This window comes from Pseudomonas sp. SWRI68 (genome assembly GCF_014269165.1).
Classification (GTDB): domain Bacteria; phylum Pseudomonadota; class Gammaproteobacteria; order Pseudomonadales; family Pseudomonadaceae; genus Aquipseudomonas; species Aquipseudomonas capeferrum.
This window is the reverse complement of sequence record NZ_JABWRU010000004.1, coordinates 99,282-113,224: the sequence shown is the minus strand read 5'-3', so window position 1 is coordinate 113,224 and position 13,943 is coordinate 99,282. Positions and strand designations below refer to the sequence as shown.

The window sequence follows — 13,943 nt, the reverse complement described above, 5'->3', positions numbered from 1 at the left end:
AGACGGATGCTAACGCATGGCGGCTCAGGGACCTAGAGCCGGGGGGGACTTTGTTGGCCAAAATCGATTGCATGGCCGGTCTGAAGCTTCGCGGGGCAAGCCCGCTCCCACAGGGACAGCACAGCATTGAAGCACTGTGAAGTCGCAGTGGGAGCGGGCTTGCCCCGCGAATGCTATGGATCAGGCGCCGACGAGTGCCGGCTGGCCTTCATTCTCAGGATGCAACGGCAACAACGGCGAATGCGGGTCGTTGTTGATCGAAGCACGCCACACATCGATCCAGGCAGCGTTGTGCTCGGCCCAGACCCGATCATGCAGGCGCGCCAAGGCGACCGGGTCGCTCAGCAAGGCCAGGCGGGTATTCAGGTCCAGCCCTTGCGGCCCAACGTCCAGCGCCTTGGCCACACGCTCGGCACGCAGCGCTTCGATCGCAGCAGCCTGGCCGTGGCGAGCCGTCGCCATGGCGCAGGCCAGGGCATTCTGCCGCGGGTCGACCACTGCCCGCACAAAACCGTCGTGCAGGGCATGCCAACGGTTCTCGTGGGTGTACTGGTCAGTTGCCAGCAGCTCCTGCGGCGTTGCGTATTCCTCAGGGATCAGGAACAGCTTCTCGTCCTTGGCCGCCAGGCCCAGGCGGGTACGGCTGGAGATCACCGACACCGGGATCGACAGCACCAGCGAACCCACGATCGGCGCCAACCACCACAGGAAGCTCGGGTTCAGCCAGGCCACCAGCGCTGCCCAGGCAAAGCCCAGCAGGGTCTGCGGGCCATGGCGGCGAACGGCCTCGCTCCACGGCGTGGAGTCGTCGTCACGCTGCGGCGAGTTCCAGGTCGCGGCCCAGCCGAGGAACGCGGCCAGCACGAAGCGGGTGTGGAAGATCATCCGGACCGGCGCCAGCAGCATGGAGAACAGCATCTCCATCAGCATCGACAGGGTGACTTTGACACGCCCGCCAAACTCGGTGGCGCCCTTGGCCCAGATCAGGATGATGCTCAGCAGCTTGGGCAGGAACAGCAGCACGATGGTGGTGGAGAACAGCGCAACGGCTTTTTCCGGGTGCCACTGAGGCCACAGCGGGTAAAGCTGGTACGGTTCGATGAAGTATTGCGGCTCCATCAGCGTGTTGGTCGCCAGCAGCGCGGTCGACAGCACCAGGAAGAAGAACCACAACGGCGCCGACAGGTACGACATCACGCCGGTGAGGAACACCGCACGGTGCACCGGGTGCATGCCCTTGACCAGGAACAGGCGGAAGTTCATCAGGTTGCCGTGGCACCAGCGGCGGTCACGCTTGAGCTCGTCGAGCAGGTTCGGCGGCAACTCTTCGTAACTACCCGGCAGGTCATAGGCGATCCACACGCCCCAGCCGGCACGGCGCATCAGCGCGGCTTCGACGAAGTCGTGGGAGAGGATGGCACCGGCGAAGGCGCCCTTGCCCGGCAACGGCGCCAGGGCGCAGTGCTCGATGAACGGCTTCATGCGGATGATCGCGTTGTGGCCCCAGTAGTGCGACTCGCCCAGCTGCCAGAAGTGCAGGCCGGCGGTGAACAGCGGGCCGTACACACGGGTGGCGAACTGCTGCATGCGCGCATACAGGGTGTCCATGCCCGACGCCTTGGGCGCGGTCTGGATGATGCCGGCGTCCGGGTTGGCCTCCATCAGGCGCACCAGGCTGCTCAGGCACTCGCCGCTCATGACGCTGTCAGCGTCGAGCACGACCATGTACTTGTACTCGCCGCCCCAGCGACGGCAGAAGTCGTCGAGGTTGCCGCTCTTGCGCTTCACCCGACGCCGACGGCGGCGGTAGAAGATGCGGCCGAAGCCCTTGGTTTCGCGGCACACGTCCAGCCAGGCCTGTTGCTCGGCGACGGCAATGTCGGTGTCGTTGGTGTCGCTGAGCACGAAGAAGTCGAAACGGTCGAGGTTGCCGCTGGCGGCTACCGATTCGAACGTTGCCCTCAGGCCTGCGAACACCCGCGGCACATCTTCGTTGCAGATGGGCATGACCAGCGCGGTACGGGCCTCGGGCGCGATCGGCTCACTGCCGGCACTGCTGCCGGAAATGCGGTACTTGTCGCGCCCGGTGAGCAGCTCAAGGAAACCCATCAGCGCCGTCCAGAAGCCCGCCGACACCCAACAGAACAGGATGCCGAAGAGAATCAGGATGGAGGTCTGCAGGGCATACGGCCACACCTGCACGACGGTTTCCCACAGCGACTGGTTGACGATCTCGTCGAGGTCGACGAACGACCAGCCCTGATACGGCAGGATGCCCTTCATGTACCAGCCGGCGACGATGGTCTGGCCGATCATCAGGGTCAGCAGGATATAGCGGCGGATCGAACCAACCGTGCGCCAACGGGCCTTGGGCAGCTCGCGCTGCTCTGGCTGCGGCGCGTTGGTGCGCCCGGTCATGCGCCGCCACATGCGGATCAGCACGTTGGTGCGCCATGGCTCGGGCACCACACGGGTGCGCTTGATCGGCGGTGCGATTTTCAGGCACAGCCGGCCGCTGCCGTCGACGCCGAGCATTTCGGCTTCTTCAAGCTCGGCGGCGCTGCCCACGGTCAGCCGCGGGCCCACCGAAGCCTGCACGGCCTCGGCGGCGTTGGCGGCCGGGTTGGCCGCCAGGCGTTGGTGCAGCTCACCGAACGAGGAGCAGCTGGCGAGTTCCGCACGCTGCTCATCGCTCAGTGGGAGGTGGGCCAGGTATTCGCCAAGCGATTCCGGCCTTGCGCTTGAGTTACTCATCGGCAGGCAACTGATAGCTCCAGGTCTCGGTCAGCACTTGTTCGGTGGTGGCCGGGGTCCCGTTGGTGGACGCCGCGTCGGCGGCAGGTTGTTCGGCCTTGGCGTTTTTCTCGGCCTTGGCGTGCTGGGCAGCGGCCTTGTCCTGCTTGGCGTCCTTGGTAGCAGGCTTGGCGGGTTCGACAGGCACGTCGCGAACCAGCGCAGCGCGCATTTCCGTCGATTTGTTGGCTTCCTTGACCTTCAGCCGCAGGGTCAGGCGCCAGCCCTTGCTCTCTGGGTTATAGCGCAGGTTGTTCTCGACCACCTCGGCATTGTCGCCGACGCTGATCTGGCTGCGTACTGCGGTGTCTTCCGGCAGGGCGGCCAGGTTGGCTCCAGCGAAGTCGACGATGAACGCCACGCTGCCGTCAGGCTGACGAATCAGGTTGGACTGTTTGACGTCACCGGTGGAGCGCAGGGTCTGGGTGACCGAGGCCACGTCCTGGGCCTGGAACTGGGCCTCGTTGATGGTCCAGTGCAGGCGGTAGTCGTACTCGAACGGCTTGCCAGGCTCAGGCAGGGCCTCGGGGCTCCAGAACGCCACGATGTTGTCGTTGGTCTCGTCGGCGGTCGGGATTTCAACCAGGTCGACGGTACCCTTGCCCCAGTCGCCCTTGGGCTCGATCCAGGCGCTTGGACGCTTCTGGTAGTTGTCGTCGAGGTCTTCATAGTCCTTGAAGTCGCGATGACGCTGCATCAGGCCGAAGCCACGCGGGTTCTCGACGCTGAAGTTGCTGACAGCCAGGTGTTTCGGGTTGTTCAGCGGGCGCCACAGCCACTCGCCGTTACCGGCATGGATCGACAGGCCTTCGGAATCGTGCAGGGCCGGGCGGTAGTTCATGACCTTGGACGGCTGGTTAGGGCCGAACAGGTACATGCTGGTGAGCGGTGCGATGCCCAGGCGGCTGACGTGGTCACGCAGGTAGACCCGCGATTTGACGTCGACCACGGTGTCGCTGCCCGGACGCAGGGTCAGTTTGTAGGCACCGGTGGAGCGCGGCGAGTCCAGCAGGGCATAGATCACCAGGTGCTTGTCGGCAGGCTTTGGCTTCTCGACCCAGAACTCGGTGAACCGCGGGAACTCTTCACCCGACGGCAGCGCGGTGTCGATGGCCAGGCCACGGGCCGACAGGCCATATACATGGCCCTTGCCGACCACGCGGAAGTAGCTGGCGCCAAGCAGGGTCATGATCTCGTCCTGCTTGTCGGCCTTGTTGATCGGGTAAAGCACGCGGAAACCGGCATAGCCCAGGTTCTTGGTGGTTTCCGGGTCGTGCGGCACGTCACCGAACTCGAAACGGCTCGGGTCGTACTTGATTTCCTCGACCTTGGAGGCGGTGACTTCGTTGATTTTCACCGGGGTGTCGAAATGCATGCCCTGGTGATAGAAGGACAGCTTGAAGGGGGTCTTGTCCTTGGCCCACTCGGCCTTTTCCTGCAGGAAGTGAATCTTCTGGTAGTCGGCGAACTTCATGTCGCGGAAGACTGCCGGCAGATTGCTCTTCGGTGCTTCGTACTTCTGGCCGGCCAGATCCTTTGCCTTGGCTGCAACATCGTCAAGATTGAATGCCCACAGCTGGCCCGCGCTCATCAGGCCGACCAGTGCCACGCTGGCCATCAGGGCCTTGCGTAGCCGAATGCCGGGGATTCTTGATGCTTTATGGGGACTAACAATCACGAGCAACCCTCGCCGAAAACAGATCATGAAACCAACGGCCAGCTACAAATGCCGGGTTGGCGAGCACTGTTCGGACCCCGTAAGGGCGCAATGATTCCCCAAACGGATCCAGACAATACTCGAGTCAGAGTGAAACGAACCTGCGAACGCAGGTCCATGCAGCGCGCGATTATCCAGCAGGTCGCGTGACAACGCATCAGGCTGGACTAACTATTTATCGTACAAAACCCCTTGTTTTCCGACAAACAAGGGGTTTTTTAGCCTCACATTTGTAACATAAATGTTACGGGGCCATCATTGACCAGTTGCACCTGCATGTCTGCGCCAAATTGCCCACTCGCCACATCGGCGTGCTTGCCCTTCGCCTGCTCTAAAAGATAGTCGAACAGCTCGGCACCGAGGGCCGGTGGCGCCGCCGTCGAGAAGCTCGGCCGCATGCCGTTGCGGGTATCTGCCGCCAGCGTGAACTGGGACACCAGCAACAAACCGCCGCCGACATCCTTGAGCGACAGGTTCATCTTGCCCTGCTCATCGCTGAACACCCGATAGTTAAGCAGCTTGTGCAGCAGCTTATCGGCCGATTCGCGGGAATCTTCAGGCTCGACCGCCACCAGCACCAACAGGCCATGGTCGATGGCACCGACGACCTCCCCGGCAACCTCTACCCGTGCGCCACGCACACGCTGTAGCAGCGCCCTCACGCTTCTTCCAGGGGCAGGTCGAGCAGGCGACGGGCCATCTGCTCGGCAGCGCGCACCAGGGCATCGGTGATGCCCGGCTCAGAGGCCGCGTGGCCAGCATCGCGAATGACCTTCAGCTCGCTGTTGGGCCAGGCCTGGTGCAGCGCCCAGGCGTTGTCCAGCGGGCAGATCACATCGTAGCGGCCATGCACGATCACCGCCGGCAGGTGGGCGATCTTCGGCATGTCGCGGATCAGCTGGTCCGGCTTGAGGAAGGCATTGTTCATGAAATAGTGGCATTCGATGCGGGCAATCGACAGCGCGCGCTGCGGCTCGGAGAAGCGGTCGACCACCAGCGGGTTGGGGCGCAGCGTAGCGGTGCGGCCCTCCCAGGTGGACCAGGCCTTGGCGGCGTGCATCTGGGCGATCTGGTCGTTGCCGGTCAGGCGCTTGTGGAAGGCCTTGACCAGGTCACCGCGCTCCTCAGGCGGGATCGGTGCAATGTAGTCCTGCCAGTAGTCGGGGAACAGGCGGCTGGCGCCTTCCTGGTAGAACCACTCGATCTCCTGCGGGCGGCACAGGAAGATGCCGCGCAGGATCAGGCCATGCACGCGCTCAGGGTGGGTCTGGGCGTAGGCCAGGGCCAGGGTCGACCCCCACGAACCACCAAAAAGCACCCACTTGTCGATGCCCAGGTGCTTGCGGATACGCTCCAGGTCCTCGACCAGGTGCCAGGTGGTGTTGTTCTCCAGGCTCGCGTGCGGCGTGGAGCGGCCACAGCCACGCTGGTCGAAGGTGATGATACGGTACAGGTTGGGGTCGAAGTAGCAGCGGCTCTGGGCATCGCAACCGGCACCCGGGCCACCGTGGATGAACACCACCGGCAGACCTTCAGGCGAGCCGCTTTCATCGACATACAGCACATGCGGCGCTTCCACGGCCAGATCGTGCCGGGCGTAGGGTTTGATCTGCGGGTAGAGGGTCTGCATTGCGCACTCCGTGTGAGGATTAAGTCTGCCGTTTGGCATCATAAACCTGAATTGCGCTTAGAGCATGTGTCTGTGCTCAGATCATGTTATGCACATGCCACAGGCCACGCTGGCTAGCCTCGCTGCTTTACCAAGCGAGGCTAGCCAATGACTCACCTTCCCGACGCCAGCGATGACACTTCCCATCCTCAGGCCCTGATCGAGGGTAAAATCCCAGCCTGGATGGTCAGTACCACGCCTGCCACCCATCAGCACATGCGCACAGCACTGAACACCCCTGCCCCCTGGTTTGCCAAGGCTTGCCAGGAGCAACCGGCTGATGCCCGCAAGCTGGCCAGGGAATATGAGGCCTATAGGCACGCCAGCAGCGACGCAAACGCACTGTTCAAAGCCCTTCCCGACCTGGAGACATTCGCCAGGGAACAGCTGACCTCGGCCATCGACGCGCGCTTCGGCCTGGCGCTGGATGTCACCCGGACCTACCTGTTCAACGCCGGCAAGGCCGAAGCCTATCAGGCAAGCATGGGTGCAGACCCGTTCACCGCTGCCCAGCGGGCGTTCAAGCTGGCCACCCAGAGCCTGCTGCATTGCGCCCTGCAAAATTTTGAAGCGGCCGAAGCCGAGCCTGGCGGTCTCGATGGCCAGACGTTGAAGTCCGTGGTGCTCGACAGCCATCAGTTCCTGGCGCATCTGCCCACCGGCAAGCCGGTTCAGATAGCCCCGCAGGCTTTTGCCTCCTTAGTCCGCGAGCTGGACATCGGCGGCCAGTATCAGGCGTTGCTCGCTGCCGTCTACCAGCCGGACTCCGGGGGTGATGGCGCAGCGGTAAACGAGACGCTTGGCAAGGCTGAGCAATGCGCCTTTCGCCTCGAACTGCACAGGGCCTACCTGAGCAACATGCTCGACCTGCCCCTGTATGAGGCCTTGTTGAAGCTCATCCGGGGCGACGAGGTGCACTACCTGGAAAGCCCCATGCGGTGGGCGTTCCTCAAGCTGTTCGACGTGTCGGTGACCGGCGCGCTGGTGATCGGCGTGGTGCCTTTTCCCGAGTTGTTTCTGAGCTACGACATCACTCGCCTTCCGTACAAGAACGTCCTGGTAACTTATCTGCCGGGCGCGCCAGTGCCGCTGAAAGTGCACAGCACTGTTCTTGAAGTTCAAGTGCACTTGCGCGAGCAACTGTGGGCAATGCAGATCCGCCATCTGCAGCAGGGCGTACCTGCCCGCGACAGCGCCACCTTCATGGAAAAACTACGCGACTGCCTGCAACCGGTTGATTGGAGCCGTGTGCAGCCATCCCCGACGCACCAGGGTGAGCAGACCAACCGCGTACGTGACCCCGAAGCATGGGTAGCGGTGACGCTGCAGCCCTTCAACCGCTCGCTGCTCGACGAACTGGTCAGCCAGAAACGCCAACGGCGCATGGACGATGCCTCGTACCATGCCGTTTCAACGGCCCAGGAAGATCAAAAAACCACCGAAAAGCGCAGGGCCTACTTTGCCCAACTGGCATTGGGCGCTTTGAACCTCGGTGCCTTCGTCGTGCCTGGCCTGGGCCAGTTGATGCTTGGTCTGTCACTGATTCAACTCAGCTACGAGGTTTTCGAGGGCATCGAGAACTGGGCCGACGGCGATCGTGAGCAAGCGCTCGACTACCTGATGGACATCGTCGAGAACGTCGCACTCACCGCAGTGGCCGTGGCAACAGGCGCGGCCGATGGCACCCCGGCCGTCGAGAAGATACCCGTGGACATGCCCTCGTTCATCGAGGAGCTCGAGCCTGTGGTCATGCCCGATGGCGGTAGCCGTCTGTGGTTACCGGACGCCCGGCCGTTCGCCCATGACACCGTGCTGCCGGCTGGCCTGCAGGCGGATGAGTTCGGCCTGTATCACCATGATGGCAAGGCCTGGTTGGCAATCGAAAGCAACACCTACTCAGTCACGCAGGCGCCTGGCAGCACTGAATACCGCCTTGTGCACCCCAGCAAGGCACTCAGCTATGAACCACCGCTGCGCCACAACGGTGCTGGCGCCTGGCTGCTCCCCGCAGACCGGCCCGAGCAATGGCCAGAACTGCCCTTGTTCAGGCGCGCTGGCCACCTTGGCGCGCATTTCGACGATGAGACTGCACTGCGTATCCTGCGCGTAAGTGGCACGCAGGAGGATGTGCTGCGCAGGGCGCTGTGCGACAGTCAGCGCTTACCCGCGCAGTTGGAAGACACCCTGTCGCGCTTCAAGCTCTATCAGGCACTTGAGCAACGCCCTGAATTGGCTGAGCCGAACGTGCTCCACAGCGAATTCGAGAGGCACTATCGAGCGCTGCCCACGCCCCGGGTGCCCGGCGCCGAAGTAATCCAATCTCGCTACCCACAGCTTCCAGCGCCCCTCACCGAAGAGTTGTTGCGCCATGCCAGCCCCTCCGAACGGGCTGAGCTGGCCCACCGCAAAGTCCCCACCCGGCTCGCCGAAGAGGTTCGTTGCCTTGCGCAGCAGGTCAGGCTGAACCGCGCCTACGAAGGGCTCTACCTGGAGAGCGTGCGTAACTGGGACAGCGATGTACTCGTCTTGCACACCCTGGAGCAGCTCCCCGGCTGGTCAACCGAGACCCCCATCACCGTTGAGCAGCGTCAGCACTCGCCCGCCCAGGTCGCCAGCATCGGCGCCAGCGAAGTACCCGCGACCACGTTGATCATCAGCGCACGTGCGGGTTACGTGGTCATGGACAGTACCCGGCCCGACGATCTGCTTTCGGTGCACAGCTCATTACCCGGAGCGCTGTTCGAAGTGTTGACTGCCGAGCAACGTGAGGCGCTGGGTGTTGAGGATGAGCAGGCGCTCAGACGCAGGGTTCAACAGGCGCCTCTGTTGCCCCGCGCGGCATTGCGCAAGGTCCTCGGCATGCAGAGCGTGCGCCCGGGCTTTCGCTCGCCAATGCGCCTGGCAGATGGTCGCTTGGGTTACCCGCTGGGTGGCAATCGCCCGCGCGTTGCCAGCATCTCGAGGCAAACATTGCTCAATTCAATACGCCAGATTGGCCAATACGCCCCCATTCCTCGCCCCGCCGAACAGACCCTGGCAGCGCTGGAAAACAGAAACCTGACCCGCGCCCAGATCGATGACATGCTCAGCGTGCTGCTGGAGCAACGCAACCAGCTGCAAAGCCGCCTGGCTGACTGGCGCCAGCTGGCCGCACGGATGCCCCATCAGCCCCCGGATGACTTCGAGCGGTTGATGAACGCCATTACCCAGCACTGGTATGACCGCGCATTCCTGACGGCCAGCGATGCCGTCGGGCCGCTTCGCCTTGAACGCCTGTCCTTGGCGCAGTTTCCGCTCGAACTGCCTGAATTTTTCAGCGCCAGCGTCACGGACCTGCAACTGATAGAAACGTCACCCGAACACTATGAAGGCTGGAACCAGCACGGCCCGCAACTGGACAGCCTGACGCGACAGTTCGCAAACCTGAGGTCGCTGGAGATCAGCCGGAACTACCGGCCTGAAGGGACGCCTTCCGCCCTGCAGTTCAGCCTGCCGATGATCGCCCAGCGGCTACCGGCGCTCGAATCGCTCAGCCTGACCAACCAAAATATCTCGCTGTCCTCGACTGACATCGACAGCCTGGCAGGGCTCACTCAGCTGCGACGCCTGGACCTGAGCGGCAACCGGTTTTCCGAGCATTACCCCCCGCGCTTCAACGAGCTGACACTGGACTACCTGGGCCTGGACAACATGGCACTGGATCATTGGCCAGAGGGGGTGGGGTTCAATACCCTGACCCAGGTGCATCACATTGGCCTGCGCAACAACCACATCAGGATCCTCCCGCACTTTCTGCGGGATAACCACATCAATATTGCCGAGCACGCGCTGGTCTCGATGCAGGGCAATCCGCTCTTCGAGGATGAGGTGAGGCGCGTGATGCTGAGCGAAGATGGCCGCGCCTCTCGCTTCGAAATGGACCAGCCTGAAGACGTCAGAGCGCGCCTGGCCGCCCAATTGGCACAACGCCAACAGCTACGCGACGCCATCGACAACTATGTAAACGCCTCCAGTTCGGCCGCCCCTGTCAGCCAGGCGGTCATGGCGGCCAGGACCCGCATCGCAGCAGCACTGAACGAGTTCTGGCATAACCAGGAGATAGGGCTGACGCGCGCGGCATTGCGCCTGAACGATGTTGACCTGGAGCATTTCCCGAGACGCTTGCCTGCCTTTTTCACCGCGCAGGTACATAACCTGGCGCTTGATCGCGTCAGCGGCTCAACCGCACAGTTCGATGCATTGCTGAGCCGGTTGGCGCGGGTGACGCGCCTGACGATCGACGAATACCAGCACGCCGAGCAAACGTTGCCTTCTGCCCTTCTGCGCTTGCCTGGTTTGACCGACATTGCCCTGCGCCAGTCAGGCCTGCTGATCGACCAGCAGGTGCTCGACACCCTGGGCGGTCTGCCCAACCTCAATTCACTGGACCTCACGGGCAACCGCATGGGGACGATCACACACGCGCCGCAGGCGTTGCAAACGATTCGCCGCCTCGACCTGAACAGCATGGCCCTGGACCAGTGGCCGGCCTGGGTAGACGGCCTGCTGCCCCTGGAGATGCTGGACCTGAGTGATAACCAGCTCACCGAACTGCCAGAGCACATCCTGGCCAACCTGGATAACGACTTCCCCATCAGCTCGATTCTGTTGTTCAGTAACCCGCTGACGGACGAAACCGTCATGCGCGCCCGTGCCTCTTCAGACAGCCAGCGCAGCTATACCTTTGCCATCGACCTGTCCGACAGCATGAGCGAGTCATCGGGAGAGGGCGGGATGGGCGGCCACCACCACTTACCCTTCCTGGACCCAATGGCTGATGCACCCAATGTGGAAGACTGGCTGCTCGCGACGGACCTCGAAAACGAAGCACTGCGGGACAGCTGGGAGACACTCCAGGGTTCAGGTGAAGCCGAGCATCTTCTGGCGCTGGTCGGTCGCCTGCGCAACGCGGCCCCGTACCAGAACGGCAAGACCCGCGTGTCATTCTGCCAACGTGTGCGCAAGGTGCTGGGCAGTGCAGTGGTCAACACGCAAGACCTTGCGTTGTTCAACCTTCAGGCCAGGGAAGCACTGGTGCAGGACAATGGCGACCAGACCTGCCACGACGGCGCGCTGCTGGTATTCCAGAACATCGAACTGTACATCGCCAACCAGCGCCTGCAGATCGATGCGGCAGATACCGAGGGTAACCTTTATCGGGAACTGCGCCGCCTGTATCGCTTGCAGGCCCTGGATGAGGTTGCCCAAAGCGAGGCGGCCAACCGGGATGAAGCGGAGGTTCGCCTCACCTACCGTCGTGAACTGAATGCCCCGCTTGAACTGGGCCTACCCAACGACACCTTGCGCTACGCGATCAATGCCAATATCGATGAGTTGGCATATGCCGAGCTGGAAGTGCAGCGTCGCGAGCTGGCGGAGGATTTCCTGAATTTTGCCGCCGCCAACCCGCGCTGGGTCCAGTACTTGCGCCAAGCCTATGCCGACCGTTTTGCAGACATCGAGCACACATACCAGACCCAGGTATCCGAACTACCGGACCAATACCCTGACAGGCCCCTCTCTTCGTTGGCAGAAGAGTTCCAGGCATTGGAGCGCAACAGGCAAACACGCGAGTTACGCCTGATTCGCGAACTCACATCGTTTGCAGACCCTGATCGCAAGCCCCGTTCATCGACCGAGTAGGCAGCCACTCGCCGGGGCGGCCACTGTGTGCAGGCCGCCCCCTGCGCTCATTTCCCGTAGCGCTGCACGCCCCAGGCCAGCACGCTTTCGAGCAAACGCCGCAGCACGGCCTGGGTCGGTTGCGCCAGGTCTTCGCGATAGGCGAACGGCTCGCTTTCTTCCATGTACGTGCTTTGCGCCAGCTCCAACTGCACCGCATGGATATGGTTGGCAGGGTTGCCATAGTGGCGGGTGATATGGCCGCCCTTGAAACGCCCGTTGAGTACATGGCTGTAAGCCGGCGCTTCGGCGCACACGCCCGCAAGCAACTGTGCCAGCTCAGGATCGCAGCTGGCGCCGTTGAAAGTCCCAAGGTTGAAATCCGGAAGCTTGCCGTCGAACAGGTGCGGGATCAGCGAGCGAATCGAGTGGGCGTCCCACAGCAACGCATAGCCGAACTGCTCACGCAGGCGGGCCAGCTCCTGGCTGATCGTGTCGTGATACGGCCGCCAGATCTGCTCCAGGTAGGTCGCGCGCTCTTCGGCAGAGGGCACCTGCCCGTCTTTGAACAAGGGCTGCCCTTCGAACAGCGTGGCCGGATACAAGCCGGTGGTTGCCCCGACGTACAACGGCTTATCGTCGTCGGGCCGGTTGAGGTCGATGACGAAACGCGAATACTCCGCCGCCACCACGCTGGCGCCCAGTTCACGGGCAAAATCGTAGAGCTGCGGGATGTGCCAGTCGGTGTCAGGCAAGCTGCGCGCCTGGTCGACCAGGCCCTCGCGCACCGCTGGGGTCAGTTGCAGGCCTGCGTGGGGCATGCTGATCAGCAGGGGCAAACGGCCCTGGTGAAAACTCAGTACCTTGTTCATTTCGCCTCGCTCAGTTGAATATCTCGTGGCCCTTGCGCACCACACGCTTGGGCAGGTCGCCACCCAGCCAGTAGGCCAGGTCGGCGGGGCGCTCGATCTGCCAGGCGACAAAGTCCGCCACCTTGCCGGCTTCCAGCGTGCCATGGCTGTCGCCAAGGCCTAGCGCCGTAGCGGCATGGGTGGTCACACCGGCCAGGGCTTCTTCCGGGGTCATGCGGAACAGCGTGCAGCCCATGTTCAGCATCAGGCGCAGCGACAACCCCGGCGAGGTGCCCGGGTTGAGGTCGCTGGCCAGGGCAATCTTCACACCGTGACGGCGCAGGGCGTCCATCGGCGGCAATTGGGTTTCGCGCAGGAAATAGAAGGCGCCCGGCAGCAGCACGGCGACCGTGCCGGCCGCGGCCATGGCAATGGCGTCTTCCTCAGTCATGAATTCCAGGTGGTCGGCCGACAATGCCTGGTAGCGCGCCGCCAGGCTCGAGCCGTGCAGCGACGACAGCTGTTCGGCGTGCAGCTTCACCGGCAGGCCCAGCTCATGCGCCTTGATGAATACCCGCTCGACCTGGGCCGGGGAGAACGCCAGGTGTTCGCAGAACGCATCCACCGCATCCACCAGCCCTTCTGCGGCCAGGGCAGGCAGCATCTCGTCGCAGATGTGCGCAATGAAGTCGTCGGCCCTGCCGGCGTACTCCGGCGGCAGGGCGTGGGCGGCCAGGCAGGTGGCGCGCACGGCAAGCGGCAACTCGTCGGCCAGGCGCCGTGCCACGCGCAGCATCTTGCGCTCGTTGGCCAGGTCCAGGCCATAGCCGGACTTGACCTCGAGGGTGGTCACGCCATCACGCATCAACGCCTGAACCCGCTGGCGGGCGCTGGCGAACAGCTCATCCTCGCTGGCCGCACGGGTGGCCCGCACGGTACTGGCGATGCCGCCGCCTTGTGCGGCGATTTCAGCATAGCTCACGCCCTGCAGGCGCTGCTCGAACTCGCCGCTGCGGTTGCCGCCAAACACCGCGTGAGTGTGGCAGTCGATCAGCCCGGGGGTGACCCAGGCGTTGCCCAGGTTCACCGTGCGCTCCGCTTCGACCGGCCGCAGCGCGCTGCGTGGGCCGATCCATTCGATCAGCCCGGCGCAGGTAACGATCGCCGCGTCCTCGATGATCGAGTAACGGCCGTCGACCATGGTTGCCACATGGCAGTGCTGCCAGAGGGTTCTCATTTGCAATCTCCTGTA

7 protein-coding genes are annotated in these 13,943 nt (G+C 63.2%); 1 reads left to right on the top strand and 6 read right to left on the bottom strand.

Going from position 1 to position 13,943, the window contains the following annotated elements; translation table 11 throughout:
• Positions 1–180 precede the first annotated feature (180 nt).
• The 4 genes from mdoH to pip all read right to left on the bottom strand — a co-directional run bounded on the left by mdoH (position 181) and on the right by pip (position 6,140).
• The gene (gene mdoH, locus HU770_RS08615; protein ID WP_186663487.1) at positions 181–2,754 is read right to left on the bottom strand and encodes a glucans biosynthesis glucosyltransferase MdoH; all 2,574 of its coding nucleotides are present in this window, start codon (positions 2,752–2,754) and stop codon (positions 181–183) included.
• Entirely contained in the window at positions 2,747–4,471 is a 1,725-nt protein-coding gene (locus HU770_RS08610; RefSeq protein ID WP_309475604.1) for a glucan biosynthesis protein G, read from the bottom strand. Before HU770_RS08610 ends, mdoH begins: the two co-directional genes overlap by 8 nt.
• 263 nt (positions 4,472–4,734) lie before the next feature.
• Complete coding sequence (gene dtd, locus HU770_RS08605; RefSeq protein WP_186652886.1) at positions 4,735–5,172, bottom strand: D-aminoacyl-tRNA deacylase; 438 nt, start codon at positions 5,170–5,172, stop codon at positions 4,735–4,737.
• The gene (gene pip / locus HU770_RS08600) at positions 5,169–6,140 is read right to left on the bottom strand and encodes a prolyl aminopeptidase (RefSeq protein ID WP_033701946.1); all 972 of its coding nucleotides are present in this window, start codon (positions 6,138–6,140) and stop codon (positions 5,169–5,171) included. Before pip ends, dtd begins: the two co-directional genes overlap by 4 nt.
• A gap of 147 nt (positions 6,141–6,287) precedes the next feature.
• On the opposite strand from pip, the gene HU770_RS08595 reads away from it, so the two are divergent.
• On the top strand, positions 6,288–11,861 hold the full coding sequence (locus HU770_RS08595; RefSeq protein WP_186663486.1) for a DUF6543 domain-containing protein: 5,574 nt from the start codon (positions 6,288–6,290) through the stop codon (positions 11,859–11,861).
• A gap of 47 nt (positions 11,862–11,908) precedes the next feature.
• On the opposite strand, the gene hutG is transcribed toward HU770_RS08595, so the two are convergent.
• Both hutG and hutI read right to left on the bottom strand, forming a co-directional pair.
• Positions 11,909–12,712 (bottom strand): N-formylglutamate deformylase, encoded by an 804-nt coding sequence (gene hutG, locus HU770_RS08590; protein ID WP_033701947.1) that lies wholly within the window; start codon positions 12,710–12,712, stop codon positions 11,909–11,911.
• 10 nt (positions 12,713–12,722) lie between these two features.
• Positions 12,723–13,928: an imidazolonepropionase gene (hutI, locus tag HU770_RS08585; RefSeq protein WP_186652888.1), complete on the bottom strand. Its 1,206-nt coding sequence runs from the start codon at positions 13,926–13,928 to the stop codon at positions 12,723–12,725.
• Between the last annotated feature and the right edge of the window lie 15 nt (positions 13,929–13,943).

Bases quoted from the DNA above. Each gene is read 5' to 3' on its own strand.
- HU770_RS08595 (WP_186663486.1), top strand. From the start codon at position 6,288: ATGACTCACCTTCCCGACGCCAGCGATGACACTTCCCATCCTCAGGCC.
- hutG (WP_033701947.1), bottom strand. From the start codon at position 12,712: ATGAACAAGGTACTGAGTTTTCACCAGGGCCGTTTGCCCCTGCTGATC.
- mdoH (WP_186663487.1), bottom strand. From the start codon at position 2,754: ATGAGTAACTCAAGCGCAAGGCCGGAATCGCTTGGCGAATACCTGGCC.
- pip (WP_033701946.1), bottom strand. From the start codon at position 6,140: ATGCAGACCCTCTACCCGCAGATCAAACCCTACGCCCGGCACGATCTG.
- hutI (WP_186652888.1), bottom strand. From the start codon at position 13,928: ATGAGAACCCTCTGGCAGCACTGCCATGTGGCAACCATGGTCGACGGC.